Below are 25712 nucleotides of genomic sequence, written 5' to 3'. Positions count from 1 at the left end.
CATGCGGCTTCCAGGGCACAGTGACAGCGAATTCGCGTCAGTTCCCGGGCAGGTCGTCCCCGGGGAAGCGGCGTCGAATGATCTTTCCGGTGGTATTGCGAGGCAGCAGATTCTGCGTCAACCGCCAGCGGGTGGGCACCTTGAAGTAGGCGAGACGATCGGCCACGTACGCCGTCAATCTCTCCTTGGTCACAACCCCCGAGGCCTCCGGCGACGCGGGATTCAGGACGACGACTGCGCACACCTCCTGCCCCCACTCGGGGTGCGGTGTGCCACTGACGAGGCATTCGCGAACCGCAGGATGACTTTCCAGGACGCGTTCGACCTCCGACGGGTAGATCGCCTCCCCATTCTGTTCTATGAGGTCCGCTCGCCGACCGACCAGCCGCAGCCGCCCGCCCTCGACGACGCCGTAATCGCCCGTGCGAAGCCACCGGTCGGCGGTGATCGTCTCGGCTGTGGCCGCGTCGTCGCGCCAATATCCGAGCATGACGAACGGACTACGCACGCATACCTCGCCGGCGTGTCCATCGGGGAGCCACCCGCCGTCGGGATCGCGGATCTCGAGACTCACAGTGATGACGGGTTGTCCGACCGTGCCCGGATACTCCTCGTTCTCCAAGGCGCTCGCGACAGAGATGGAGGTGCTGCACTCGGTGATGGTGTAACTGTCGACGACGGTGTGACTGCCGAAGGGCAATCTCTCACGTATCCGCTGCTTGAATTCGGGGGTGGACGGCTCCGAAGACAATGTGAACCTGATCAATGAGGTGAGATCGTACTGGTCGAGATCGTCGATCTCGAGCATGCGCGCCGCCATCGACGGAACCGCATTCCAGTGGGTGATCTCCTCGCTTTCGAGCAGTTCGAGCACGGGTCGGATACCGACCCAGCCCTGGTTCATGACGACAGCGCTGCCCGTCGCGAGCCGGGGCACCACGGTGTTGTGAAGGCTCGTGATGTGGCACAGGGAGGAGGTGAGCAGATGCCGGGTGTCCGAGGGAACACCGCGCGTGTAGTGCTCCCCGCTCCAGGCGGCGGCAATGGCGTCGGAGTAGCGGTGATAGTCGACCACTGCCAGCAGGTTTCGCTGCGAATGCAACGCCCCCTTGGGGTCGCCGCTCGTCCCGGAGGTATACAGAAGTACAGCCGGATCGTCCTCATCGACCCTCGGCGGGGGCGGTTGCGAGCCGTCGAACTCGCCGATCAGGCGCGGCAGATCATCCTCGATGGTGAGTACGATCGTGTCGCTCGTATCCATGGCGGACACGGTGTCGGCGCGCTGTTCGTCGACGAACACCACCCGCGGACGCGAAGACCGGATTCCGAATTCGATCTCCGGCCGCATCCACCACGCGTTGAGGCCTACGGTGATCGCGCCCAACGCCTGAGTCGCCCAGAACGCAGTCACCCATTCGGGTCGGTTCGCCGACAGGATCGCGACCCGGTCGCCGACCGACACCCCGTAGCGTTCGCGTAGCGCCGCGGCCAGTGCGTAGGCCTCGCGCGCGTGCTCCGCGAACGTGATCCTGCGTTCCGTCGTGACGAGGTACTCGCGTTCTCCCCAGGCGAGCGACTGCGACAGCAGATCGGCGACGGCCCGGTCGCGGTTCCGCATCACCGGCATCTCGGTGCCCAGCACGTCGTCCATGACGATCTCGAAGTCGCCGCCCCGGCCGGTGAGCCGGGAAATGAGCTGGTCCAGGAACGGCCGTGGATCCGACGGGACAGTCAAAAGTGCTCTCCCTCCTCCGACGCGCTTGTGTGTCGCGAAAGGCTCTCACGCTCCGGACCACGACCTTCGAATGTACCGGTGAGTGAGATAGCAGAGGGGAGCGGTCGCCTACCCACTTAGCCTGCTCACAGTGGAGAAAGGACCGGCAACCATGACCACCATCGAAGAATCGTCGGCCGCCCGCTGGCGCGGCGTCGAACTGGGTACGCGCACCGTCCGTTACGACGAGAGCGACGCGATTCTGTACGCCCTCGCGGTCGGCGCACCCGCCACCGATCTCGACCTCGTGTTCGAGGAGCGGCTCAGGGTGCTCCCGACGTTCGCCCTCACGCTCGCGCAGTGGGCACCCGACGAGCTCGGTGCCCGCGGCGGGTTCGACACCCGCACCGCTGTGCACGGGTCGCAGAGCCTCGAGGTTCGCGCACCGCTGCCGCGCGCGGGTGAGCTCACGTTGTCGGCGAAGGTCGGCGAGGTGTGGGACAAGGGTCGCGCCGCGGTGTTCGAGGTGTTGGTCGAATCCGAGTTCTTCGTCGCCACGTGGTCGCTGTTCGCGCCGGGCGCGGGCGGGTTCGGTGGCGAACGTGGACCGTCGGCAGCATCGGCGTCCGAAGGAGCACCGGACCGGACGACGACCCTGCGCACCCGAGAAGACCAGGCTGCGCTGTACCGGTTGACGGGGGATCGGCACCACATCCACATCGATCCCGAGGCGGCTGCACGCATCGGCCAACCCCGGCCGATCATGCACGGACTGTGCACGCTCGCAGCCTCGACGATCCCGCTGGCCCGTGCGGTCGGCGCGCACCCCGCAGACCTGACGTCGCTGTCCGGCCGCTTCGCAGCGCCAGCGTTCCCCGGCGACGAGCACGAGATCCGCATCTGGGGCGAGAGCAACGACCTGCAATTCGACGTCCGCACCGGCGACAACGCAGTGGTGTCGGGTGGGCGTGCGACGTTCGCCTGACCGCCCCTGCCCAGGGCCGGAACCATCTGGAGGAAAAAGTTGGACACGTTCGCCGAAGTAGTGCGTTCTCGCAAGGGCGACGACAAGATCGGCCTGCGGTTCGAAGACCGGCAATGGACCTGGGACCAGGTGACCCAGGAGAGTGCCGATCGCGCGGCCGCGCTCGTTGCCGCAGTGGAGGAACCCGCCGATCGCCGTCGCCATATCGGCGTGCTGCTCGAGAATGTTCCGGACTTCGTGTTCTGGATCGGGGCAGGCGCACTCGCCGGTGCCGTGGTGGTGGGCATCAACGCGAGCCGCAGCGGCCCTGAGATCGCCGACGACATCCGCCAGGTCGACGTGGACTTCGTCATCACCGAATCGCGCCTCGCGCACCTGATGGACGGCACCGACCACGGCTTGCCTGCCGACCGGATCCTCGACGTCGACTCGCCCGAGTACCTCCGCTTCCTCGAACCGCACCGCGGCGCCGACCTGCCCCAGACGATCCCCGCACCCGACGACATCGCGCTGCTGCTGTTCAGTTCCGGGTCGACGGGTCGACCCAAGGCGGTCATCGTCACGCAGGGCCGCCTCGGGAAGCTCCTCGACGTCCTCGTCGAGCGCACGCGCATGCGTCGCGACTCGGTGACGTACCTGTGCATGCCGCTGTTCCACGGCAACGCCGTCATGCTCAACCTTGGCACCGCCATGCGCGTCGGCGCGACGGTCGGCCTGATCCGGAAGTTCTCGGCCAGCCGATTCGCCGACGACATCCACCGCTACGGCGCGACCTTCGTCAATTACGTCGGACGTGCGCTGTCGTACGTGCTCAACAAGCCCGAGGACCCGCGCGACCGCACCGGCACGCTCGAGGTGGCTTTCGGCACCGAAGCATCCGAGGTCGACGTCGCGCGGTTCTCCGAGCGATTCGGGTGCACGGTCATCGAGGGCTACGGCTCGAGCGAAGGCGTCATCAGGATCAACCGCACCCCCGAGACCCCGACCGGATCCCTCGGCGTGGCGCCGGGCGGAGCCGACGTGCGGATCCTCGACGAGAACACCGGCGAGGAATGCCCTCGCGCGCAGTTCGACGACACCGGCCGGCTGCTCAACTCCGAGGCGGTCGGGCAGATCGTCTCGATCGGCGGTGCAGCAGCCTTCGAGGGCTACTACAAGAATCCGGGTGCCGCCGCCGAGCGGATCAAGGGTAACGATTTCTGGACCGGCGACCTCGCCTACCGCGACGCCGACGGATTCTTCTACTTCGCCGGTCGCGCGTCGGATTGGCTGCGTGTGGACAGTGAGAACTTCTCCGCCGCACCCGTCGAACGAATCCTGGTGCGCATCCCCGGGATCCTGTCGGCGCCGGTGTTCGCAGTGCCGGACCCGGCCACGGGCGACCAGGTGATGTGCGCCGTCGAGCTCGACGCAGGCGCGGTGTTCGATCCGCAGGCGTTCGGGCAGACGCTCGCCGACCAGCCCGACATGGGCGACAAGTGGTGGCCGCGTTTCGTGCGGGTGACCGATCACATCCCGCTCACGGGCAGCAACAAGATCGACAAGGCGCCCCTGCGTGCGGCCGCGTGGAGCACCGGCGACCCGGTGTACGTCCGCGTCGGCCGCACTCCCGAGTACATCCTGCTCGACGACGAGACGCGTACCCGGATCGAACGCGACTTCACCGAGCAGGGGCGGGCCGCGCTGCTACCGGCACCGCTCACGTCCGTCTAGGCCGTGTTCCGCAGGCAGCCCGGTCCTCGGTCGGTCTCACCGAGCGGGACCTCGAACTCGGGGGTGACCTCGCTCACCTACCGTGACGTCCATACAGCCCCACCGGGACTTGTTGCACAGCCCGCGACGAGTCCGCGCCGCGAACGGAACACCCTGTTCCGCTCCCTCGATCACTACTTCCGAAAGGACGGACGACCGTGAGCCTGGATACTTCCGGAGACACCGAAATCCGCGAGATCGTCGTCGGTTCCGCTCCCACCCGCTTCGCCCGCGGATGGCACTGCCTCGGATTGGCGGAGTCCTTCAAGGACGGCAAGCCGCATTCCATCGAGGCATTCGGCACGAAGCTCGTCGCCTGGGCAGACAGCAACGGAGACCTGAAGGTCCTCGACGGGTACTGCCGCCACATGGGTGGCGACCTGACCCAGGGCACCGTCAAGGGCGACAACATCGCGTGCCCGTTCCACGACTGGCGCTGGGGTGGCAACGGCCGCTGCAAGGAGATCCCGTACGCCCGTCGTGTGCCGCCGATCGCCAAGACCCGCTCGTGGCACACGCTCGAGCAGGACGGCTTGTTCTTCATCTGGCACGATCCCCAGGGCAACCCGCCGACGGACGACGTCGCGATTCCCCGGATCGAAGGCGCGACCAGCGACGAGTGGACCGACTGGGTCTGGTACACCACCGAGGTCGACACCAACTGCCGCGAGATCATCGACAACATCGTCGACATGGCGCACTTCTTCTACGTGCACTACTCGTTCCCGACGTTCTTCAAGAACGTCTTCGAGGGGCATGTCGCGACGCAGATCATGAAGGGCCAGGCCCGCCCGGACATGCGTCCGAACACCGAGGGGCAGCCGAAGATGCTCGGCAGTCACTCCGAGGCGTCCTACTTCGGTCCGTCGTTCATGATCGACGATCTGAAGTACGAGTACGAGGGCTACGACGTCGAATCGGTGCTCCTCAACTGCCACTACCCGGTCTCCGCCGACAAGTTCGTCCTCATGTACGGGATGATCGTCAAGAAGTCCGATCGACTCGAGGGTGACGCTGCACTCGCGACCGCGCAGCAGTTCGGCAGTTTCATCGCGCGCGGCTTCGAGCAGGACATCGAGATCTGGAAGAACAAGACCCGGATCGAGAACCCGCTGCTGTGCGAGGAGGACGGCCCGGTCTATCAGCTGCGCCGCTGGTACGAGCAGTTCTACGTCGACATCGACGACGTCAAGCCGGAGATGACCGACCGCTTCGAGTTCGAGATGGACACCACCCGGCCGGTCGCGGCCTGGATGAAGGAAGTCGAGGCCAACCTCGCTGCGAAGGCGAGCGCGGAGCAGGACAATGCAGCCACTCAGGTGTAGCGACTGCATGGCGCAGGTGCTGGTGAAGAAGAACAGCTGGGAACACACCGAAGTCCAGTGGGACCAGCAGGCGCGTCAGCAGTGTCACGAGTTCGGGTCCGGGGCCGTCAAGCCCCGGCGCCCGGGCGCGCCGCTGCCGACATGCCCGTCGATGGTTGCCACCATCACCCGTGCCGCCGCAGAGGGACTGATCGACGTCGTCGACGACGCGCCGGTCCCGGCCCCGATCTTCCAGTAGCTCGATTGACCGGCAAGACAACACTTCTCGAAGGAACTCCATGACCGACTCCCTTTCGATCGACCGCGCCCGGTACGGACAGTGGGCGGTGATCGCCGGTGGTTCCGAGGGCGTCGGCGCGGCCTTCGCCGACGAACTCGCCCGCGCCGGATTCGACCTGCTGCTCATCGCCCGCAAGCCGGAACCCCTCGAAGAGACCGCGGCGAAGGTGCGTGTGCACGGCGGTGAGGTGCGCACGCTTTCGCTGGATCTGCTCGAGGCCGACGCTGTCGAGACGATCCGGTCGGCGACCGCCGACCTCGAGGTCGGCCTGTTCATCTTCAACGCCGGAGCCAACAGCTACGGCCACGAGTTCGTCACCGGCGATCTCGACGGCTTCCGCGGCGTGATCGAACTGAACGTGCATCGTCAGATCGAACTGTCGCACCTGTTCGGGGCGCGGATGAAGGAGATGGGGCGCGGCGGAATCATGCTGCTCGGGTCCCTCGCCGGCTACATGGGCTCGGAACACCAGAGCATCTACGCCGCGTCGAAGGCATTCAGCCGGGTCTTCGCGGAGAGCCTGTGGCTCGAACTCGAACCGCACAACGTGCACGTGCTCGAGCTGATTCTCGGCGTCACCCGCACGCCCGCCATGGAGCGTGCCGGCCTGAACTTCGACATCCCCGGCATGCTCGTGTCGGAGCCGGAGGACGTGGCCCGCGAGGGCCTCGAGCATCTGGCCGACGGCCCGGTGTGGGTCGCCGGTGGTAACTACGACGCGGCGGTCAAGCGCAGCGGCTTCCCGCGCGACAAGATGGTGCAGGGCGCCGCGAAGGCCATGCGGGCACTGCTGAACCGCTAGTTCCGGATCGCGAAAGGGCCGGCGAGGTGTTCACCTCGCCGGCCCTTTCTGTCGTCGGTGGACGGTGCGATCAGAACTCGATCTCGATGCGATCGCTGATCGGACGCGCCTGGCACGCGAGCACATATCCGCTCGCGACGTCCTCGTCGTCGAGGATCGCGGATTCGGGCATGTCGACCTTGCCGGACACGACCGTGCATGCGCACGAACCGCATTCACCCTCGCGGCACGAGTACGGCACGTCGAGTCCCTTGGACAGCATGACGTCGACGAGGGTCGCGGACCGCGGCCAGGACAGTTCGTGGTCGTCACCGTCGAGGCTCACCTGAACGGACGAGGTTTCCTCGTCGTCCGAGATCTCCACCGGGTCGATCGCGGCGAACGGGTCGCCGGACAGTGACGTGAACACCTCGGCGTGGATCCGGTCCGACGGCACCCCGGCAGCCCCGAGCCCCTCACGCACGGCATCCATGAACGGCTGCGGGCCGCACATGTACGCGTGATGCTCGGCGAACGGCGAGAGCAGCGCCGTGAGCTGTCCGGTGACGGGCAGACCCTGCACGGTTTCGAGCCAGTGCAGGACGGTGAAGGCACCGGGATAGCGCATCGCCAGGTCGCGCAGCTCCTGCGCGAAGATGACGGAGTTCTCGTCACGGTTGGCGTAGAACACGACGATGTTGCGGTTGCCCGCAGCGAGTGCCGACTTGAGGATGGACATCACCGGCGTGATTCCGCTGCCCGCGGCGCACAGCAGCAGCTTGTCGTCGAGGCTGCCCGGCGTGAACACACCGGCCGGTGGCAGCACCACGAGTTCGTCCCCGGCGGTGACGTTGTCGCACAGCCAGTTCGATCCGTATCCGTCGACGGTACGTTTGACGGTGACCTTGAGCTGTTCGTCGCTGTGCGGTGAGCTCGCGAGCGAGTAGCACCGCGCCACCGAGCCCGTCCGCTCACTCGGGATGCGCAGGGTCAGGAACTGGCCCGGCTTGTACGAGAACCTGTCCTTCGCATCCGCGGGAATGTCGAATACCAGCGAACACGCGTCGGCGGTTTCCCGCACGACAGCGGCCACGGTGACCGCCACCGCGCGCGTGCTCACCGGCGTCTGAACGGATGTCATGCGGTTTCCTTCGATACGGGACGAACGGGTGTGCCGTTCACGCTAATGTGCTCGCCACTGTCGGTGACACGATCTCCCGTTGGCCGGGACAGCCCCGTCGGTCGGGACTGTAAGGGGGAGAGCCGTATCGAGAGACCGCGGCGGTCCGAGAATCAGGTGAGGGTGGCCTCGTGCACCGACCGGTCGAATTCCGGCAGTGCCGATCCGTCGCGCAGGGTGGTCGCGAGGGAAGGATCGGCGAGGTGGAGGCGGCCGATGGCGATGAGGTCGAACTCGTCGTCGGACAACCGGCGCTCGAGTTCGGGGATGTTGTCGACGGTGGAAGCGGCACTGCCCGAGCGGTTCTCGCGCAGGCTGGCGCCGATACCGACACTGCCGACCGCCATCGACATCGCCCCGGTCAGCTTCTTCGCCCACCCGGCCAGCGACAGATTGCTGCCCTCGAAGACTGCTGCGTCGAAGCGGCGGATGCTCGCATCGAAGACGTCGACGCCTGCGTCGGCCAAGGCGGTGAGGATCGTCCGCAGTTCCTCGGGGTTCTGTGCGATCCGAGCGTTGTAGTCCTGCTGCTTGTGCTGCGAGAAACGGAAGAAGATCGGGGCGTCCTCGCCGACCTCGGCCCGGATGGACGCCACCACCGCGGCGGGGAAGCGGGTACGGCGTTCGAGGTCGCCGCCCCACCGATCATCGCGCTGGTTGGTGGAATCCCACAGGAACGAGTCGAGCAGGTAGCCGTGGCCGCCGTGCAGGGCGATGCCGTCGAACCCGACCTCCCGGGCGTTGCGGGCGGCCTGGGCGTACGCGGCGATGACGTCGGCGATGTCCTCCTCGGTCATGGCGCGACACGGCTCCGATGCCCGCGCGACGTATTCGTCGGAGTAGGAGGTCAGACCGACCTCGCCCCACACTCCGGACGGCCGCATCGGGGTGAGTGCCGGATCGACGTCGGCGGTCATCGCTCCCCAGAGCGGGCCGACGTGCCACAGCTGCGGGATGATCCGGCCGCCCTCGGCGTGGACGGCGTCGACCACGCGCTGCCAGCCTTCGAGCGCGTCGTCACCGTGCATGCGGGGGACGCGCGGGTTGTCCACCGCCGTGGGATGCCCGATTGCGGTGCCCTCGGTGACGATCAACCCTGTGCCGCCCGCAGCGCGTCGCCGGTAGTACTCGGCGACGTCGGCTCCGGGTACTCCGCCGGCGGAGCGTGAGCGCGTCATCGGCGACATCACGATGCGGTTGGGCAGCTCGAGTGCCCGGATCGACAGGGGGCGGAACAGGGGAGAGAGCGTGCGGGTCATGGGCGCGGTGTGCTTTCGTCGATGTCGGACAGGGAGGGCGCGTCGAACGTTGCGCCGATCTCGAGTGCGAGATCATGCAGCGCGTGCAACTGGTCGCAATAGTGCTCGACTCCGGTGGCGGTCATGGCCGTGCTCACGATCGTGGCCCCGACCTGTCTGCGGCGGTCGAGCGCGCGGAGGGTCTGCTCCCGTGAGCCGAGCGGATCGAGAGCTCGGCCGGTGGCGAGCACGACCTCGAATCCGCGGGGAATGTCTGCTTTCGCCAGCATGGCCTCGGTCTGCTCCAGAGTGAGTCCGAACGGCAGCCAGCCGTCGCCGAGGGTGGTGGCGCGTCGCAGCGAACGGACTGTGCGCCCACCGATCCAGAACGGAACGTGCTGCTGGATCGCATGCGGCCGGACGTAGACGTCGGCGAAATCGTAATAGGTGCCGTGGAACTCGGGAGTCGGTGTGGACATGCAGGCGCGCAGGGCGGAGAGGGCTTCGTCGGCGCGTGCCCCGCGGTCGGCGAAGGGCGCTCCCAGAAGCGCGAACTCTTCCTCGAGGCTTCCGACTCCCAGTCCGAGGACGAGCCGGCCGCCGCTCACCAGGTCGAGGGTGCCGTAGCGTTTCGCGATCTCGAGGGGGTGGTGGTAGCCGAGGACGAGGACCCGGGTGTTGAGCCGGATCCGAGAGGTGCGTGCGGCGAGGTAGCCGAACGTCGCGAGGGGGTCCCAGTAGACGCCGCCGCGTTCGGCTGCGACGTCCGTAGGTACGGCGACGTGTTCGCTGCAGGTGAGGTGGTGATATCCGAGGCCGTCGGCGGTCTCGGCGATACGCGCGAGTTCGAGGATGCCTGCGTCGCGTTCCCATTCGGCGAGGGTCGCGGGGTGGCCGATCACCACGGGTGACGTGATCCCTATGTGCATACGATTGGTCACCTCATACCGATATGGGCGCGGCAGCGCGGGGCGGACACCGAGTGTCCTACCGGCTGTTCTGTCCTACAGGCTTTTCTACCCGTCGGTCGAGGGCGGGCCACGCGATCTCCTGCTCAGTGGGACGTGCCGGACGCCCCGATTCGAAGCGGATTCGGTGAGTGGGCGGCGAAGTGCGAGGCGGTCGTACTTGTGTTATCGGCGTGCGCCGGTGATACTGGTCACGGAGCCACAAGAATGAATTTCAGTTTCTCTTGTTTGCCCAGGTGGAAGTAAGGTTCGGAGAGGAAGAAACGATGGTCCAGTCCGCAGAGATGCAGGCCGTTTCAGTACAGAGCACGACCGGGCAGAACACGATCGCGCAGAACACACCGGAATCCAAGCGTGAACTTCCGGCGTCGATGGTCGAGCGCATGACACTGATCCTCGACGCGTTCGACGGCGCAGGTTCGCGCCTCACCCTCGAAGAAGTGGCGTGCCGCACCGGCCTGCCCCGATCCACCGTCCACCGCATCCTCGACCAGATGGTCCGACTCGAATGGGTCGACCACGCCTCGTTCGGCTACTGCCTCGGCCGCCGCGCCAAGTCGCTCGGCGCACACGACAGCGGTCAGAGCCGCATCCGGGAGGCCGCGGCGCCACTCCTCCACGAACTCCACCTGCAGACCGGCATGGTCGCGCACCTCGCCACCCTCGACCGGGGTGACTGCGTCTACCTCGACAAGGTCGGTGGCCAGCTCGCCGCCACCCTCACCTCCCGCGTTGGCGGCCGCGTCCCCGCCTACATCACCGCGTGCGGCAAAGCGATCCTCGCAGGCCTCGAGCCCGAGCAGGTCGACGCGTTCTACGGCACGCACCTCATGCGCCGTACCGAACGAACGATCCCCGACCTCGCCACCCTCCATCAGGAACTCGGCCGTATCCGGCAGCGCCACGGACTGGCCTTCGAAACCGGCGAAGCGATGAACGGCATGGCATGTGTGGGTGCAGCAGTGCGCAGCCCGGGCGGCCCGGTCGCGGGAATCTCCCTGTGCGGGCCCGCCCGCCCCGGCCACCTCGAGCGTGTCGCGCCGCTGGTCGCCGACGCCGCCCGCGACATCTCCCGCATCCTGCATCCCGAACTCGGCACCCCGCGCCGCAGCCGCCGCGCAGTGGCGGAGCCCACGCAGTCGTGGTCGCCGCAGGCGATGGAACGCCTGGTCGCGACGCAATCGGGGCAGTGGATGTAGTGGACGCAGGAGTAATCGTCTCGATGAACGGGAGCTTCGGCGCATTGTGAACGGCATCACTGGGAATGTCGGTGCTATGACGACAGAACTGACGCTCGAAGGCACCGCACGCGAACTCGCGACCGACCGCGGAGTTCTCCGCTACCACGAGGCCGGCGACGGACCGCCCCTGCTGTTGCTGCACGGATCCGGTCCGGGCGTGACGGGGTGGCGCAACTACCGCGGCGTCCTCGCCGACTTCGCGGAGCACTACCGGTGCCTCGTGCTCGAGTTCCCCGGCTTCGGTGTCAGCGACCCGTGCGAGGGCCATCCCATGGCAATGGCCAAGTTCGCGGTCAAGGACTTCCTCGACGGCCTCGATCTGCCCGACGTCGATATCATCGGCAACTCGATGGGTGGCATCGTCGCAACCCAGTTCGCGATTGCCGAACCCGACCGGGTGCGCAAACTCGTCACCATCGGTGGCGCAGGCCGCTCGGTGTTCGCCCCCGCCCCGGGCGAGGGCATCCGGCTGCTCATGGAGTTCACCGACGACCCGACCCGCGAGAAGCTGGTCCGCTGGCTGCGCTCGATGGTGTTCGATCCCGCGATCGTCACCGAGGAACTGATCGAGGAACGCTGGGCGCTGGCCACCGAGCCGAAGACCCTCGAGATCGCTCGTCGCATGTACAGCACCGAGGCATTCACCGCGGGTGCACGTGCCGCCGCTGCCTCGAACGAGACGCCGTACTGGGCGCAGCTCGGGAAGATCAAAGCCCCCACCCTGCTCACCTGGGGTCGCGATGATCGCGTCAGCCCGGTCGACATGGCGATGCTGCCGATGCGCGAACTGCGTCGCGGCGAACTGCACGTCTTCCCGAACTGCGGCCACTGGACGATGATCGAGGCCCGCGAAGCATGGCTGGCCACCGTCCTGGCATTCCTGAAGCGGAACGACGCCTGATCCGCAGCGCTCCGCGGAGTTCCCGCTGAGCGGAAAGTTTGCGCACTGTGGTCGTGAATCCTCCACCGTAGAGGCCATCGGAAGGTCGAGACGGTAAGCGGCCTGAACACACCTCGCCCGGTCAGCCTCCGGGCGCCACATCAGAAAGCTGGAGAGAAAATGGGACAGGTTCTCGACTCCATCTCGCCGTTCGCCGACGAGATCCGTGCCGACGGTGCAGAAGGCGACCAGCTCATGCGCCTGACCGACCGCAGTGCCAAGCGACTCAAGGACGCCGGCGTCATCCGGATGCTGCAGCCCAAGGAGTTCGGCGGACTCGAAGTGCACCCGCGTGAGTTCGCCGAAACCGCCATGGCGCTCGGCGCGATGGACGGGGCGACCGGCTGGGTCAGCGGCATCGTCGGTGTGCACCCGTGGGAGATGGCCTTCTTCGATCCCAAGGCGCAGCAGGAGGTCTGGGGCGAGGACCCCGACACCTGGATCGCGTCTCCCTACGCGCCGATGGGTGTCGCCACTCCCGTCGACGGCGGGTACATCCTCAACGGCCGCTGGTCGTTCTCGTCGGGCACCGATCACTGCCAGTGGGTCATGATCGGCGCGGCCATCGGAGACAAGGACGGCAACCGCCTGAACCCGCCGCAGGCCCTGCACGTGCTTCTTCCGCGGTCGGATTACGAGATCGACCAGGACAGCTGGAACGTCGTCGGCCTGCGCGGCACGGGCTCGAAAGACCTCATCGTCAAGGACGCCTTCCTGCCCGAGTACCGCACCCTGTCGGCTGCGCGCGTCATGGGTGGTGTCGCATGGAAGGACGCCGGACGGGACGAGACGCTCTACAAGTTCCCGTTCTCGTGCATCTTCCCCCTCGGCATCACCTCATCGCTGGTGGGCATCGCCCAGGGCGCGCTCGACTCCTACATCGAGACCCAGCGTGAGCGTGTGACGATCTCCGGTACCGCGATCAAGCAGGACCCCTATGTGCTGTCGGCACTCGGCGACGCAGCGGCGGAGATCGCCGCGTCGCGTGCGGCACTGCTCGAGACCGTCGACCGTTTCTGGGACATGACCGATAAGGGCCAGGAGGTCACCTTCGAGCAGCGGGCGATCGGTCGCCGGACCCAGACGGCCGCCGCGTGGCGCGCGGTGCGCGCCGTCGACGAGATCTTCTCCCGCGCAGGTGGCGGCGCCCTCCAGCTGAGCAACCCGTTGCAGCGTTTCTGGCGCGATGCACACGCAGGCCTCAGCCACGCGATCCACGTGCCCGGCTCGATCTTCCACGCGTCGACCCTCACACAGCTCGGCGGCGAGCCCCAGGGTGCCATGCGCGGAATGATCTAGAACTTCCCCAACACACAACTGCGAAGGAATATTCGGACATGACGGATATCCGGGGCCTGGGCTATCTCAGGATCCAGACCACTGACATCGCGCGGTGGCGCGAGCTCGTCGTCGACGGGCTCGGAATGGCGGTCGGTAACGGACCCGAGTCCGACGGCCTCTACCTGCGGATCGACGAACGTCGGGCTCGCTTGATCGTGCTCCCCGGCGACACCGACAAGGCACTCGCAGTCGGCTGGGAGGTGCGCGACCAGTTCGCATTGCAGCGCGTCCGCGAGACCGTCGAGAAGGCCGGAATCCAGGTGGAACTCCTGTCGGAAGCCGAGGCGACGTACCGCGACGCGGAACAGGTCATCGCGTTCGACGACCCGGCCGGAACCCGCGTCGAGGTGTTCTTCGGGCCGGTCCTCGACCACAGCCCGATCGTGACGCCGTTCGGCGGCCGCTTCCACACCGGTGAGGAAGGGCTCGGGCACGTCGTGCTGCCCGTCGCGAACTTCGATGCGGAGTACGCCTTCTACACCGAGGTCCTCGGATTCCTGCCGCGTGGCGCCGTCCGACTCGGCGGGCTCTCGGCGCCGCCTCCGGTGCGCCGGGTGCGGTTCCTCGGCGTCAACCGCCGTCACCACAGTCTGGCGCTGTGCCCGGCACCTCCCGGCGCCGCACCGGGACTCGTGCACCTGATGCTCGAGGTCGACACCCTCGATGCTGTCGGGCAGGCGCTCGATCGTGTCCGGACCCTGGGCTTCTCGATCTCGTCGACGCTGGGCAGGCACACGAACGACAAGATGGTGTCGTTCTACGTGCGCGCACCGGGCGGCTGGGACCTCGAGTTCGGAACCGAAGGGATGCTCGTCGACGAGACCTTCTACACCGCAGAAGAGATCACCGCCGACAGCTACTGGGGCCACGACTGGTCCGAATCGGAACCGCTCGCGGCGTTCTCGCCGCAGCCGAGCAAGAGCTGACCGAGCGAGAGCTGACCGAGCAAGAACCACGCTGCACGACGATGCCACGACCGCTGCGCGGCGTGGCATCGCCCGTTTCCACCGACAGGAGTTCGAGATGAGCAACGACGACGTACTGACCGCCGTGCGCGCGTTGCTTCCGGACATCGCCGACAGGGCAGCGACCATCGACGAGGCCCGGCGGGTCCCGGACGTCGTTGTCGATGCTCTCGCGTCGGCCGGGGTGTTCCGGATGCTGCAGCCGCGTCGCTACGGCGGCGACGAGACCGACCCGGTCGGGTTCTACGAGGTGGTGCGGGCAGTGTCCGCGGTGTGCGGTTCGACCGGGTGGGTCACCTCGGTGCTCGGCGTGCACCCGTGGCACCTCGCGTTGTTCGACGATCGAGCTCAGCACGACGTGTGGTGCGACGATCCGTCGGTGCTCGTGAGTTCGGCGTATGCACCGGTCGGGAAGCTCACCCCGGTGGACGACGGTTATGAACTGTCCGGTACCTGGATGTTCTCCTCGGGCTGCGAATACGCCTCGTGGGCGCTGCTCGGTGCCGTCGTCACCGGGCCGGAAGGCCGGCCCGTCGACTTCATGACCGTGCTCGTGCCACGCACCGACTACGGGATCCGTGACGTGTGGAACGTGGTCGGGATGCGCGGGACGTGCAGCAACGAGATCACCGTCGACCGGGCGTTCGTGCCGGAGTACCGGGTCAAGAGCAACTTCGAGACCGCGAACCTGCGTGGGCCCGGTCAGAAGGTCAACACCGGGCCCCTGTACCGGCTCCCGTTCGGTGCATTGTTCGGCACGACGGTGAGCATGCCCGTCGTCGGGGTGGTCGAGGGCTGCTACGAGCACTACCTCGCGTCGATGCGCGAACGCGTCCGGTTGAGCTTGGGTGGTGGACGATTCGTCGACGACCCCTTCGCGCAGACGTCGGTGGGACGCGCCGCATCGGAGATCGACGCCGCGATCCTGCAGACCAACCGCAACCTGCGCGAACTGTGGGAGCACGCCGTCGACGGCCGGGAGATCCCGATGATGCTGCGCGCGCGTGCCCGCCGCGACCAGGTGCGGGCAACCGAACGCGCCGTCGAGGCGATCGACCTGTTGTTCAAGACGGCAGGCGGCTCCTCGCTGTTTCTGGGGAATGTCGTCGAACGTGCCTGGCGAGACGCGCACGCGGGAAGCGTGCACGTCGCCAACGAGCCGGAACGTGCACTGGCTCAGTACGGTCGGGCCGCGTTCGGGCTTCCGGTCGAAGACAACCTGATCTGACCGAAGTGAACTACCCTCGAACGAAAGAGAGTGTCTCCTTGAGTAACTCGGATGTCCGGCCGGTGCCGGCCGACAGCATCGAATCCTGGGACCACGAAGCCGACGTCGTCATCGCGGGATTCGGCATTGCCGGTGTCGCCGCGGCGATCGGGGCGGCCGAGAGCGGAGCCGACGTCCTCGTGCTCGAACGCACCGGCGGCGGGGGAGGAGCCGCGGCGCTGTCCGGCGGCATCGTCTACCTCGGCGGCGGCACCCGCCTGCAGAAGGCGTGCGGCATCGACGACACCCCCGAGAACATGAAGACCTTCCTCGCTGCGGCCCTCGGGCCGGGCGTCGACGCCAAGAAACTCGACGCCTATTGCGACGGAAGTGTCGCGCATTTCGAATGGCTCGAAGCGTGTGGCGTGCCCTACAAGGAAGGGTTCTGGAACCAGCCCGGCTGGGAGATCCCGAACGACGATTCGCTGATGTACAGCGGCGGCGAGAACGCCGCTCCGTTCTCGACGCTCGTGGACCCCGCGCCGCGCGGACATCTCGCGCAGGTGCCGATGCCCCGCAACGGTGAGCAGGGCGCCGGCTACGTCCTGATGACGACGCTCATCGCGAAGGCCGGCGAACTCGGCGTCCGCATCGAAACTGATGTGCGGATGCAGCGTCTCGTCACCGACACCGACGGCAGGGTCGTGGGACTCGTGACGACCCGATTCGGCAAGCAGGTCGCCGTCCGTGCCCGTAAGGGTGTCGTCCTCGCGACCGGGTCGTTCGCATACAACGACGAGATGATGCAGGCCTACGCCCCGCGCCTGTACAAGCGGCCCGCCGCGACGGTCGAGGAACACGACGGTCGCGGAATCCTCGTCGCACAGGCACTCGGAGCCGGTCTCGCACACATGGATGCGTGCGAGGTCGCGTTCTTCTGCGACCCGCAGTTGATGGCCCGCGGGATCCTGGTCAACGGTCGCGGCCAGCGGTACGTCCAGGAAGACACCTACCCGGGCCGGATCGGCCAGCTCACACTGTTCGAGAACGACAATCAGGCGTTTCTCGTCATCGACCAGAAGTCGTACGAGGAAGGGATGGCGGCGCCGAGTTCGAGCCCTCAGCTCAAGCGTCAGCCGACGTGGGTGTGCGAGACGGTCGACGAACTCGAAGGCGAAATGGGCCTGCCCGCAGGTTCTCTCACCTCGACGGTGGAGACGTACAACCGGCATGCGGCCGAAGGTTCGGATCCGGTGCTGGGCAAGAAGCCCGAATGGGTCGCGCCGATCGGCTCGCCTGTCGCGGCGATCGACCTCCGCGGAAACACCGGCGGGTTCACTCTCGGTGGGCTGCGGACCACGGTCGATTCCGAGGTCCTCCACGTCGACGGCACTCCGATCCCGGGTCTGTACGCGGCGGGACGGTGCACGTCGGGGCTGTCGGCGTTCGGCTACTGCAGTGGGATCTCACTCGGCGACGGCAGCTTCTTCGGTCGCCGCGCAGGCATCCACGCCGCGAATTCGTAGGGGACTTCGTAGCGGGTGCGGGCCGTCGGTCGGACGGCCCGCACCGTCCTCAGTTGTCGAGACCGAACGCACCCCGGTAGAACACCATGGGCCGGTCGTCGTCGAGGCATTCGAGTTCCAGGACCCGGCCGATCACGACGTCGTGGTCGCCGGCGGTATGCACGTCGTGGACCTCGCAGTGCGCACGCATGAGGACACCCGGGAGCGACGGGGTGTCCCACCGCGAGACCTCCCAGTCGAGACCGTCGAACTTCGTGCCCCGTGACGAACCGAAGCGCCCGCACAGGTCGGACTGCTCTTCACCCAGCACATTGATGGCGAAGCGTCCTGTCGGGCGGATCCGCGGCCAAGCACGACCCCGGTGATCGGCGCAGAACAGGATCAGTGGCGGTTCGAGTGACACCGACGCGAACGACTGGCAGGCGAAGCCGACCGGTCCGTCCTCGTCGAGGCCGGTGACGATTGTGACTCCGGTGGCGAAGCGGCCCATCGCATTGCGCATGTCGAGGGCGCCGGGGAGCTCAGGTTCTGGTGCGAGGACCTGCGTCCGTGTCTGGGTGTACATGCGCCTCAACTCCGATTCATCTCGGGTCGCCTCGATCCGGCGACGTTCGCGTGCCATGAATGTATGGACGCCGCGGTACGCGACCGTGCCGAATTCTCGCTCAGCGGACTTCTCGGCCATTTCTTCCGAGTCGGTGCCGCAGCCGGCGTTTCATCTCGGTGGGCGGGAGTTGTGGGGCGTGGTGAGTGTCGCCGCCACCTCGATGGGAGAATCGTTGTACTCCGTCACGGAAGGGAGAGTGCTCGATGCCCAGAATTGGGGTAGCGCGAGACGGGGCCGAACCCACGTCGGCCGAACAGCGCGACCGGCACGAGCGCATTCTCGACGCGGCGGCTCATCTCGCGACCGAGTACGACCTGCCGCGGGTGCAGATGACCGAGGTCGCGAAGCGCGCCGGTGTCGCGATCGGCACGCTCTACCGATATTTCCCGTCGAAGACCCACCTGTTCGCAGGGGTGATGCTGGATCGGCTCGAGCGGTTCGGCGGATACACGCCCGTCCGCACCCGAGACGTGCCGGTGCAGGACGCGATCTGCGACGCATTGATTGCGATGACCCGCAGACTCGTCGAGTATCCGTCGCTCGCGTTGGCCATGCTGCAGTCCAACAGTGCAGCCGTGGCATCCGCGGTTCCCGACACGGTCAAGATCGAAGCGCAGTTCCAGAAGATTCTGCTGAGCACTGCAGGCATCGCCGAACCGACCGAGCAGGACAAGGACCTGCTGCGGTTGCTGTCGATGCTCTGGTACGGGGTGATCATCTCGTACCTCAACGGCCGCTCGACCGCCGCCGAGGCGGAGACGGACATCCGGCGTAGCTGCGATCTGCTGCTCGTCGAACTGAGCCCGCGCTCGTCCTGAGCCAACGGTAGTATCCGACGCCGCGAACTACGACGTGTTCCAGAAATAATTGCGATGTGCCACACGGCCGCTAGCCGTGGTGGGTTTTCCCGGCCCGCGGTACCAAACCAAGCGATTGCTTGGTAAGTTGGGGTCGGCCCACAGCCGGGGCCATGGAGAAGACCCGGAGGCAGGATGGATCTCGGACTCGACGGCGCAGTCGTACTCGTCACCGGCGGTGTGAGAGGAGTCGGCGCGGGCATCACGAGAACGTTCCTTCGTGCGGGCGCCACAGTGGTGACCTGCGCGCGCAACGAGCCGGAGAAAGCGGTCGAGGTGGACGGCCGAGCCTCGGAGTTCCTCGCGTGCGACGTCCGCGACGCCGACCAGGTCCACGCCATGGTGGCCGCCATCGTCGAGCGACACGGACACCTCGACGCGCTCGTCAACAATGCCGGTGGGTCGCCATATGCGCTTGCTGCCGATGCGAGCCCGAAGTTCCACGCGAAGATCGTCGAGCTCAATCTGCTCGCGCCGCTGCTCGTCGCGCAGGCCGCGAACGCGGTCATGCAGACGCAGGACGGCGGCGGATCGATCGTCAACATCTCGAGCGTCAGCGGATCGCGCCCGTCGCCCGGCACCGCCGCATACGGTGCAGCGAAGGCCGGAATAGACAGTCTCGGAACATCTCTCGCCGTCGAATGGGCGCCGAAGGTGCGCGTCAACTCGGTGGTGGTGGGCATGGTGAACACCGAGCAGTCGCACCTGTTCTACGGCGACGACGACGGAATCGCCGCCGTCGGCGCGACCGTCCCGCTGGGCCGTCTGGCCAGCCCCGACGACATCGGGAACTGCGCGGCATTTCTGGCCTCGCCGCTGTCGGCGTACGTCAGCGGATCGACATTGACCGTCCACGGCGGCGGTGAACGCCCTGCCTACATGGCAGCGGCCCGAACGAAGGAGACAATGTGAGTGGATTGCTGGACGGACGCGTCGTCATAGTGACGGGTGCCGGGCGTGGGCTCGGTCGTGCCCACGCTCTGGCCTTCGCCGCCGAGGGCGCCAAGGTCGTCGTCAACGACATCGGTGTCGGCGGAGACGGCTCCGCGACCGGTGAATCCCCGGGCGAACTCGTCGTCGAGGAAATCCGTGCGGCCGGTGGCGAAGCCGTCGTCAACGGTGACGACGTCGCCGACTGGGCCGGCGCCGAGAACCTCGTCAAGACCGCGCTCGACAACTTCGGTCGCCTCGACGTGCTCGTCAACAACGCAGGCTTCCTGCGCGACCGCATGCTCGCGAACATGAGCGAAGAAGAGTGGGACTCGGTGACCCGCGTGCACCTCAAGGGCCACTTCGCGCCGATGCGGCACGCGATGACCTACTGGCGTGCCGAGTCGAAGGCCGGTAATCCGGTCGACGCCCGCATCATCAACACCAGCTCCGGGGCAGGCCTGATGGGCAGCATCGGCCAGGGCAACTACGCAGCCGCCAAGGCGGGTATCGCGACACTGACGATCCAGGCTGCCGCCGAGTTCGGTCGCTACGGCGTCACCGTCAACGCGATCGCACCCTCCGCCCGGACCCGGATGACCGTCGGCGCAGGCGGAGCGATGGCCGAGATGATGGCCGCGCCCGAAGAAGGATTCGATGCGATGGCACCCGAGAACGTCTCCCCGCTCGTCGTGTGGCTGGGCAGCAGTGAATCGAAGGATGTCACCGGCCGCGTGTTCGAAACCGAAGGTGGCAAGGTGTCGCTGGCCGACGGCTGGCGCCACGGCGAGGTCGTCGACAAGGGCAACCGGTGGGATCCCAAGGAGCTCGGGCCGGTCGTCGAGAAGTTGATCTCCTCGTCGGAGCCCCCGACCCCGGTCTACGGCGCATAGACCCGTGATGCGCGCTTCTGGTTGCCCCCGGCGACCAGAAGCGCGCATCGGCCGCTTCGCTGCGCTTATGCGGGTGTGCGGATGATCAGCGTCGAACCGGGGAAGTAGGCCGCAAGTTCGGTACGGGCCTGCTTGAGCGTGGCGGTGCCGTAGCCCTGCTTGCGGGCCTCGGGCCGAACCCAGATCCGCACTTCCACCTCGTTGCCGCTGAGCTCACCGAACGCGAAACCGATCTTCTTCGGCTCCTCGCCGGACAGGTCTTCCGCGACGAGCCACATTCCCGACTCGTCGTCCATCAGTGCAGCGCCCTTGCGACGTTCCCTCTCCACCGCCTCGTCGCTGCCGTCGCCGAGTTGTTCGGCGCAGCGTGCCTTGAACAGTTCGGTGTCGGCGGAATCCTCGCTGATCGGACGCAACCGGAAATGCTCGCCGGTCGCGTACGGTCGCGAATCCGTCGTCCACTTCACGACTGCATCGAGATCGTCCAGTTCGGCGCGGATCTTCTTGCGCTCCGCCTTCGTCAGACGACCCAGCGGAAGCGCGAGTACGGCCTCCGCGCAGAAATCGGTGGTGTCGAGGATCGACCCGATCGCGGCGATGGCGGCGGCCCGATCATTGCTCTCGACGATCGCGTCGAGCACCTCGTGACGGCGTTCGAGTGCGCGCAGCAGTGCGGCCGCGACCTCGCGGCGATCGAGGACCTGGTCGTGATTCGTGGTTGCCATCGCGTGACATCCCCTCTCGAGAGCATGGACAATGCGCTTCCCAGTATCGCCGTTCGCGGCGCTACGCGGGAAGGTGACGTCACTCGCAGACGACCACGGGGATGACGCGATCGGTCCACGACTGATAGTTGTCGAAATCCGGATACATTGCCGTGAGTTTCGGCCAGTACAGTGCGCGTTCCGCCTCGGTGGCGACGCGCGCCTTCAGTTGACGTATGTCCGATCGGATCTGGACCGTCACCTCGGGATTCGCCACGATGTTGTGGAACCACAGAGGGTGCTTCGGCAGACCGCCCTGGGATGCGACCAACAGCACCTTGTCGTCGTCCTCCAGGAACAGCAGCGGAGCGGTCCGCGGCTGTCCGGTCTTCCGGCCCGTGGTGGTGACCAGGCAGACCGGGATTCCCCACGGAAATGCGCTGCCCACCCGCCACTTTCCACCGAGACGGCCACCGGTTGCCCGATACAGCGCCACGTTCCCGCGCGACATCCACTTGATGATCGACGACGTCGCCTTCGAATCGAGCCCCTTCGGGGCCGCCTCGCTGCCCATGATCAGATGCGTTCGATGATGGTGCCGGTGGCGAGCGCGCCGCCCGCGCACATGGTGATCAGCGCCGTCGAGGCGTCGCGCCGCTCGAGTTCGTGCAGCGCCGTCGTGATCAGCCGCGACCCCGTCGACCCCACCGGGTGACCCAGCGCGATCGCGCCGCCGTTGACGTTGACCTTGTCCATGTCGGGTCCGTGGACCTGCGCCCACGACAGCAGCACCGATGCGAACGCCTCGTTGACCTCGAACAGGTCGAGGTCGCCGATGCTCATGCCGGACTTCTCGAGCACCTTCGACGTCGCCTGCACCGGTCCGTCGAGGTGGAACTCGGGCTCAGCGCCGACGAGCGCCTGCGAGACGATGCGTGCGCGCGGCTTCAGCCCGAGGGCCTTCGCCTTGTCCTCGTCCATGATCAGCACCGCGGCTGCGCCGTCGGAGATCTGCGACGAGGTGCCCGCGGTGTGGATGCCGCCGTCGAGCACAGGCTTCAGCTTGCCGATGGACTCGAGTGAGGTGTCGCGCAGACCCTGATCGCGGGTGACGGTCTGCTTCTCGCCGGTGTGGTTGCCTTCCTTGTCGACCACGGGCGCGACGACCTGCAGGACCTCACGTTCGAAGCGGGCTTCGTCCCACGCCTGCTTCGCGAGCTGCTGGGAGCGCACGCCGAGGGCGTCGACGTCGTCGCGGGTGATGCCGCGGCGGCGGGCGATGCGTTCGGCGGCCTCGAACTGGTTCGGCATGTCGATGTTCCACGACTCGGGCCGGCGCGGTCCGGCCTGATCGCCGACGTTGGCGCCGAGCGGCACCTGCGTCATTGCTTCGACACCGCATGCGATTCCGGCGTCGATGGCGCCGGTCGCGATGAGGCCCGCGATCAGATGGTTCGCCTGCTGCGCGGAGCCGCACTGGCAGTCGATCGTGGTGGCACCGACCTGCCAGGGGAGTCCGGCGTGCAGCCAGGCGGTGCGGGTGATGTTGTTCGACTGGGCGCCTGCCTGGGTGACGCAGCCGCCGATGACCTGTTCGACGAGTGCCGGATCGATTCCGGCCCGTTCGATCAGTCCGCTCTGTGCTGCGCCGAGGATCTCGGTGGCGTGGAGGCCCGAGAGCCATCCACCGCGCTTGCCGATCGGGGTGCGTGCGGCCTCGACGATGACGGGTGTGCCCACAGCGGGCTCCTTTCTGTGTGCCCTCGCGGGGCAGCGTTCCTATCTCGGAAAATAGAACAGGTTATCGAGTGGTGCAAGAGGCGGTCTCGTTGTTCGGAAGCATGGTTTCCTTGGCGAGTCGCGTGTGCTGTGCTTCAATGATTCTAGAACGTGTTCCACATTACAGCGCGGGTTACCGTGCAAGGGCAGGAGAGGTTCAGTGGTGGCACAGCCCAACATCCCCGAAGGCATCGACTTCACAGATCCCGATCTTTTCGCGGAGCGTATGCCGTTCGAAGAATTCGCCGAACTGCGTAAGACGGCACCGGTCTGGTGGAACAAGAAGTCGCCGGATGTCAGCGGCTTCCACGACGAGGGCTTCTGGGTCGTGTCCCGCCACGAGGAAGTGCGCGAGGTCTCCCGCCGGAGCGATGTGTTCTCCAACTGGGAGAACACCGCGATTCCGCGGTTCAACGACGACATGCCGCGCGAGGCCATCGAACTTCAGCGTCACGTCCTGCTGAACAAGGACGCTCCCGAGCACACCAAGTTGCGCAAGCTGGTCGCGCGTGGCTTCACGCCCCGCGCGATCAACGGCCTGCGCGACGAATTAGACTCGCGGGCAAAGAAGATCGTTGCCGAAGCCTGCCAGGAAGGCGGGGGCGACTTCGTCACCCAGATTGCGGCCGAGCTGCCGCTGCAGGCCATCGCCGATCTCATCGGGGTGCCGCAGGACGATCGCGCGAAGATCTTCGAGTGGTCCAATCAGATGACCGGGTACGACGATCCCGACAACACTGCAGACCCGGCAGCGGCCTCGATGGAGGTCCTCGGATACGCGTACCAGATGGCCGCCGAGCGCAAGGCGAACCCGGCCGACGACATCGTCACCGCCCTCATCGAAGCGGACATCGACGGCGACGAGCTCGCACCGGAGGAATTCGGTTTCTTCTTCATCGTGCTCGCGGTCGCGGGTAACGAGACCACCCGCAACGCCATTTCGCACGGCATGGCGGCGTTCCTCGACAACCCCGAGCAGTGGGAGATCTTCAAGCGTGATCGCCCGAAGACCGCTGCGGACGAGATCATCCGCTGGGCTACTCCGGTCATCTCGTTCCAGCGCACTGCGCTCGAAGACACCGAACTCGGCGGTCAGGCGATCAAGAAGGGCGACCGCGTCGTGATGCTGTACGCGTCGGCCAACAACGACGAAGAGGTCTTCGAGAACCCGCGGGAGTTCGATATTCTCCGGGACCCGAACCCGCACCTTGCATTCGGCGGTACAGGAGCGCACTACTGCCTCGGTGCGAACCTCGCTCGCATGGAGATCGATCTGATCTTCAATGCGATCGCCGACCACATTCCGGATATCAGCAAGATCTCCGACCCGCATCGACTGCGGTCGGGGTGGCTCAACGGCATCAAGGAGTTCCAGGTCGACTACAAGACGTCCGGTGGTTGCCCGGTCGAGCACTGATACGAACGGTCACATGGACCCCCGCTCCTTCTGGAGCGGGGGTCGTGTGTGTTCACTGACATGTGTGTTCAGGGCTCGTGTTCCCGGCATTGGTCAGGTCGGCGTGGTGATGGCGGGAAACGTCCAGTGACCGTCGCGTATCTCCGCACGTGGACGGTACAGGCGCACAAGGTAGTTCCAGCCGTCGGTAATGGGAATTGCGTTGTCCTGCTGCGGATCCCCACCGAAACGGACCGTGATCGAACCGTCGTCGTCGGTGACACCGGTGATGTTGTTGACGCTGTACGCGTGGTGTTCGTTCGGCTCGAAGAACCCGTCTGCGTTGTACACCGAAATCGACCAGAATCCGTCGACGGGCACATCGCGCACGGTCAGTTCGTACTCGCCGACCGGAAGTCGAGGATCGACGCCGATGTACGCGGCCTCCTCGGTCGGGAGCCCACCCCAGCCTGCTGCAGTACCGATCAGGTGCCGGACTTCGTCGACGGTATCTCTGGTGCCGAACGTGTGGTCGAAGTCGGTGAGATTCCGAGCCAACGCGAGCAGCGCGTCGCGCGTCTCGTCCATGCTGTTTCGGTCGTAATCCGGTGAAGTGAACGGAGTCGACGATCCTGCGTCGATGCGGAACTGATCCTGCAGTGCAGCGACTGCGCGTACATCGTCGGAATCGGCAGGGTCGACGAGAATTCTGATTGCGACAGCGACATATGCTGTCGGGAAATCGCCGGTCGCGAGTCGGTGCTCACCCGGGTCGTGGAAGATTCGGTCGACGTAGTGATCCTGGTCGACCACCATCACCGACACGTAGCGCTCTCCGGATTCGGGAACGGTGACGACCGCCCCGCCCGAGACGTCGACGATCGCGAAACTGTAGAGGGTGTCGCGGTTCATCCGAATCACGGTTTGGTGTTCGACTGCAGCGGGCTCTCGATTGTGCAGGAGGGTATTGATCCCTCCGGCGTCGTGCTGGAGATCGGCAAACATCCGATCGGTCTCTGCGCGGACGAAATTGTCGACGTTCACCCGAACTCGTGTCATTGCGGCAGCGTAATCGACCGTTGTGGTGCTGCGGTTCGTTTCGC

The 25712-nt window shown here is 66.4% G+C and carries 24 protein-coding genes; 15 read left to right on the top strand and 9 right to left on the bottom strand.

Going from position 1 to position 25712, the window contains the following annotated elements; all coding sequences use genetic code 11:
* Nucleotides 1–37: 37 nt before the first annotated feature.
* The gene (locus tag ACFWB0_RS03335; protein WP_378489006.1) at nucleotides 38–1735 is read right to left on the bottom strand and encodes a class I adenylate-forming enzyme family protein; all 1698 of its coding nucleotides are present in this window, start codon (nucleotides 1733–1735) and stop codon (nucleotides 38–40) included.
* A 151-nt stretch (nucleotides 1736–1886) separates the two neighbouring features.
* On the opposite strand from ACFWB0_RS03335, the gene ACFWB0_RS03330 reads away from it, so the two are divergent.
* The 5 genes from ACFWB0_RS03330 to ACFWB0_RS03310 all read left to right on the top strand — a co-directional run bounded on the left by ACFWB0_RS03330 (nucleotide 1887) and on the right by ACFWB0_RS03310 (nucleotide 6858).
* Complete coding sequence (locus ACFWB0_RS03330; protein ID WP_378489005.1) at nucleotides 1887–2699, top strand: MaoC/PaaZ C-terminal domain-containing protein; 813 nt, start codon at nucleotides 1887–1889, stop codon at nucleotides 2697–2699.
* A 39-nt stretch (nucleotides 2700–2738) separates the two neighbouring features.
* On the top strand, nucleotides 2739–4412 hold the full coding sequence (locus ACFWB0_RS03325) for an AMP-binding protein (RefSeq protein WP_378489004.1): 1674 nt from the start codon (nucleotides 2739–2741) through the stop codon (nucleotides 4410–4412).
* Between the two features lie 197 nt (nucleotides 4413–4609).
* The gene (locus ACFWB0_RS03320) at nucleotides 4610–5776 is read left to right on the top strand and encodes a Rieske 2Fe-2S domain-containing protein (RefSeq protein ID WP_378489003.1); all 1167 of its coding nucleotides are present in this window, start codon (nucleotides 4610–4612) and stop codon (nucleotides 5774–5776) included.
* Nucleotides 5757–6014: a hypothetical protein gene (locus ACFWB0_RS03315; RefSeq protein ID WP_378489002.1), complete on the top strand. Its 258-nt coding sequence runs from the start codon at nucleotides 5757–5759 to the stop codon at nucleotides 6012–6014. The genes ACFWB0_RS03320 and ACFWB0_RS03315 overlap by 20 nt, the downstream gene beginning before the upstream one ends.
* 40 nt (nucleotides 6015–6054) lie before the next feature.
* Complete coding sequence (locus ACFWB0_RS03310) at nucleotides 6055–6858, top strand: SDR family NAD(P)-dependent oxidoreductase (RefSeq protein WP_378489001.1); 804 nt, start codon at nucleotides 6055–6057, stop codon at nucleotides 6856–6858.
* A 70-nt stretch (nucleotides 6859–6928) separates the two neighbouring features.
* Here the strand turns inward: ACFWB0_RS03310 and ACFWB0_RS03305 are convergent, their stop codons facing one another.
* From ACFWB0_RS03305 to ACFWB0_RS03295, 3 genes are all read right to left on the bottom strand, one after another.
* Nucleotides 6929–7978, bottom strand: coding sequence for a 2Fe-2S iron-sulfur cluster-binding protein (locus tag ACFWB0_RS03305; RefSeq protein ID WP_378489000.1), 1050 nt, complete (start codon nucleotides 7976–7978; stop codon nucleotides 6929–6931).
* 152 nt (nucleotides 7979–8130) lie between these two features.
* A complete protein-coding gene (locus ACFWB0_RS03300) occupies nucleotides 8131–9276 on the bottom strand; it encodes a 12-oxophytodienoate reductase (protein ID WP_378488999.1) in 1146 nt (381 codons plus the stop codon).
* The gene (locus ACFWB0_RS03295) at nucleotides 9273–10184 is read right to left on the bottom strand and encodes an LLM class F420-dependent oxidoreductase (protein ID WP_378488998.1); all 912 of its coding nucleotides are present in this window, start codon (nucleotides 10182–10184) and stop codon (nucleotides 9273–9275) included. Before ACFWB0_RS03295 ends, ACFWB0_RS03300 begins: the two co-directional genes overlap by 4 nt.
* Nucleotides 10185–10594: 410 nt before the next feature.
* Between ACFWB0_RS03295 and ACFWB0_RS03290 the strand changes: the two genes are divergently transcribed.
* The 6 genes from ACFWB0_RS03290 (at nucleotide 10595) to ACFWB0_RS03265 (ending at nucleotide 17443) form a co-directional block, all read left to right on the top strand.
* A complete protein-coding gene (locus tag ACFWB0_RS03290; RefSeq protein ID WP_378489119.1) occupies nucleotides 10595–11422 on the top strand; it encodes an IclR family transcriptional regulator in 828 nt (275 codons plus the stop codon).
* 76 nt (nucleotides 11423–11498) lie between these two features.
* Nucleotides 11499–12365: an alpha/beta fold hydrolase gene (locus ACFWB0_RS03285; RefSeq protein ID WP_378488997.1), complete on the top strand. Its 867-nt coding sequence runs from the start codon at nucleotides 11499–11501 to the stop codon at nucleotides 12363–12365.
* A 159-nt stretch (nucleotides 12366–12524) separates the two neighbouring features.
* Complete coding sequence (locus ACFWB0_RS03280) at nucleotides 12525–13703, top strand: acyl-CoA dehydrogenase family protein (protein WP_378488996.1); 1179 nt, start codon at nucleotides 12525–12527, stop codon at nucleotides 13701–13703.
* A 38-nt stretch (nucleotides 13704–13741) separates the two neighbouring features.
* Nucleotides 13742–14671 (top strand): biphenyl-2,3-diol 1,2-dioxygenase, encoded by a 930-nt coding sequence (bphC, locus tag ACFWB0_RS03275; protein ID WP_378488995.1) that lies wholly within the window; start codon nucleotides 13742–13744, stop codon nucleotides 14669–14671.
* A 97-nt stretch (nucleotides 14672–14768) separates the two neighbouring features.
* Nucleotides 14769–15938, top strand: coding sequence for a 3-hydroxy-9,10-secoandrosta-1,3,5(10)-triene-9,17-dione monooxygenase oxygenase subunit (gene hsaA / locus ACFWB0_RS03270; protein WP_378488994.1), 1170 nt, complete (start codon nucleotides 14769–14771; stop codon nucleotides 15936–15938).
* 38 nt (nucleotides 15939–15976) lie between these two features.
* Nucleotides 15977–17443, top strand: coding sequence for an FAD-dependent oxidoreductase (locus ACFWB0_RS03265; protein ID WP_378488993.1), 1467 nt, complete (start codon nucleotides 15977–15979; stop codon nucleotides 17441–17443).
* Nucleotides 17444–17492: 49 nt separating this feature from the next.
* On the opposite strand, the gene ACFWB0_RS03260 is transcribed toward ACFWB0_RS03265, so the two are convergent.
* Nucleotides 17493–17945, bottom strand: coding sequence for a flavin reductase family protein (locus tag ACFWB0_RS03260; RefSeq protein ID WP_378489118.1), 453 nt, complete (start codon nucleotides 17943–17945; stop codon nucleotides 17493–17495).
* A 308-nt stretch (nucleotides 17946–18253) separates the two neighbouring features.
* Here ACFWB0_RS03260 and ACFWB0_RS03255 point away from each other — a divergent pair, with 308 nt between their 5' ends.
* From ACFWB0_RS03255 to ACFWB0_RS03245, 3 genes are all read left to right on the top strand, one after another.
* A complete protein-coding gene (locus ACFWB0_RS03255; RefSeq protein ID WP_378488992.1) occupies nucleotides 18254–18868 on the top strand; it encodes a TetR family transcriptional regulator in 615 nt (204 codons plus the stop codon).
* A gap of 174 nt (nucleotides 18869–19042) precedes the next feature.
* On the top strand, nucleotides 19043–19819 hold the full coding sequence (locus ACFWB0_RS03250; RefSeq protein ID WP_378488991.1) for an SDR family oxidoreductase: 777 nt from the start codon (nucleotides 19043–19045) through the stop codon (nucleotides 19817–19819).
* On the top strand, nucleotides 19816–20730 hold the full coding sequence (locus ACFWB0_RS03245; protein WP_378488990.1) for an SDR family oxidoreductase: 915 nt from the start codon (nucleotides 19816–19818) through the stop codon (nucleotides 20728–20730). Before ACFWB0_RS03250 ends, ACFWB0_RS03245 begins: the two co-directional genes overlap by 4 nt.
* 65 nt (nucleotides 20731–20795) lie before the next feature.
* Here ACFWB0_RS03245 and ACFWB0_RS03240 read toward each other — a convergent pair whose 3' ends face one another.
* The 3 genes from ACFWB0_RS03240 to ACFWB0_RS03230 all read right to left on the bottom strand — a co-directional run bounded on the left by ACFWB0_RS03240 (nucleotide 20796) and on the right by ACFWB0_RS03230 (nucleotide 23174).
* A complete protein-coding gene (locus ACFWB0_RS03240; protein ID WP_378488989.1) occupies nucleotides 20796–21455 on the bottom strand; it encodes a GNAT family N-acetyltransferase in 660 nt (219 codons plus the stop codon).
* Nucleotides 21456–21534: 79 nt separating this feature from the next.
* Nucleotides 21535–22008, bottom strand: a complete 474-nt coding sequence (locus ACFWB0_RS03235; RefSeq protein ID WP_378488988.1) for a nitroreductase family deazaflavin-dependent oxidoreductase — start codon at nucleotides 22006–22008, stop codon at nucleotides 21535–21537.
* 2 nt (nucleotides 22009–22010) lie between these two features.
* Nucleotides 22011–23174: a steroid 3-ketoacyl-CoA thiolase gene (locus ACFWB0_RS03230; protein WP_378488987.1), complete on the bottom strand. Its 1164-nt coding sequence runs from the start codon at nucleotides 23172–23174 to the stop codon at nucleotides 22011–22013.
* Nucleotides 23175–23376: 202 nt separating this feature from the next.
* Between ACFWB0_RS03230 and ACFWB0_RS03225 the strand changes: the two genes are divergently transcribed.
* The gene (locus ACFWB0_RS03225) at nucleotides 23377–24630 is read left to right on the top strand and encodes a cytochrome P450 (RefSeq protein ID WP_378488986.1); all 1254 of its coding nucleotides are present in this window, start codon (nucleotides 23377–23379) and stop codon (nucleotides 24628–24630) included.
* Between the two features lie 93 nt (nucleotides 24631–24723).
* Here ACFWB0_RS03225 and ACFWB0_RS03220 read toward each other — a convergent pair whose 3' ends face one another.
* A complete protein-coding gene (locus tag ACFWB0_RS03220; protein ID WP_378488985.1) occupies nucleotides 24724–25668 on the bottom strand; it encodes a DUF1254 domain-containing protein in 945 nt (314 codons plus the stop codon).
* Nucleotides 25669–25712 lie beyond the last annotated feature (44 nt).

Source organism: Rhodococcus sp. NPDC060086, assembly GCF_042730275.1.
Taxonomy (GTDB): Bacteria; Actinomycetota; Actinomycetes; order Mycobacteriales; family Mycobacteriaceae; genus Rhodococcus.
The sequence above is the reverse complement of the archived record's forward strand: the minus strand, read 5'-3'. Positions and strand labels throughout refer to the sequence as shown.

Bases quoted from the DNA above. Each gene is read 5' to 3' on its own strand.
- ACFWB0_RS03330 (WP_378489005.1), top strand. From the start codon at position 1,887: ATGACCACCATCGAAGAATCGTCGGCCGCCCGCTGGCGCGGCGTCGAA.
- ACFWB0_RS03315 (WP_378489002.1), top strand. From the start codon at position 5,757: ATGCAGCCACTCAGGTGTAGCGACTGCATGGCGCAGGTGCTGGTGAAG.
- ACFWB0_RS03310 (WP_378489001.1), top strand. From the start codon at position 6,055: ATGACCGACTCCCTTTCGATCGACCGCGCCCGGTACGGACAGTGGGCG.
- ACFWB0_RS03305 (WP_378489000.1), bottom strand. From the start codon at position 7,978: ATGACATCCGTTCAGACGCCGGTGAGCACGCGCGCGGTGGCGGTCACC.
- ACFWB0_RS03300 (WP_378488999.1), bottom strand. From the start codon at position 9,276: ATGACCCGCACGCTCTCTCCCCTGTTCCGCCCCCTGTCGATCCGGGCA.
- ACFWB0_RS03295 (WP_378488998.1), bottom strand. From the start codon at position 10,184: ATGCACATAGGGATCACGTCACCCGTGGTGATCGGCCACCCCGCGACC.
- ACFWB0_RS03290 (WP_378489119.1), top strand. From the start codon at position 10,595: ATGGTCGAGCGCATGACACTGATCCTCGACGCGTTCGACGGCGCAGGT.
- ACFWB0_RS03285 (WP_378488997.1), top strand. From the start codon at position 11,499: ATGACGACAGAACTGACGCTCGAAGGCACCGCACGCGAACTCGCGACC.
- ACFWB0_RS03280 (WP_378488996.1), top strand. From the start codon at position 12,525: ATGGGACAGGTTCTCGACTCCATCTCGCCGTTCGCCGACGAGATCCGT.
- bphC (WP_378488995.1), top strand. From the start codon at position 13,742: ATGACGGATATCCGGGGCCTGGGCTATCTCAGGATCCAGACCACTGAC.
- hsaA (WP_378488994.1), top strand. From the start codon at position 14,769: ATGAGCAACGACGACGTACTGACCGCCGTGCGCGCGTTGCTTCCGGAC.
- ACFWB0_RS03260 (WP_378489118.1), bottom strand. From the start codon at position 17,945: ATGCGCAATGCGATGGGCCGCTTCGCCACCGGAGTCACAATCGTCACC.
- ACFWB0_RS03255 (WP_378488992.1), top strand. From the start codon at position 18,254: ATGCCCAGAATTGGGGTAGCGCGAGACGGGGCCGAACCCACGTCGGCC.
- ACFWB0_RS03250 (WP_378488991.1), top strand. From the start codon at position 19,043: ATGGATCTCGGACTCGACGGCGCAGTCGTACTCGTCACCGGCGGTGTG.
- ACFWB0_RS03240 (WP_378488989.1), bottom strand. From the start codon at position 21,455: ATGGCAACCACGAATCACGACCAGGTCCTCGATCGCCGCGAGGTCGCG.
- ACFWB0_RS03235 (WP_378488988.1), bottom strand. From the start codon at position 22,008: ATGGGCAGCGAGGCGGCCCCGAAGGGGCTCGATTCGAAGGCGACGTCG.
- ACFWB0_RS03220 (WP_378488985.1), bottom strand. From the start codon at position 25,668: ATGACACGAGTTCGGGTGAACGTCGACAATTTCGTCCGCGCAGAGACC.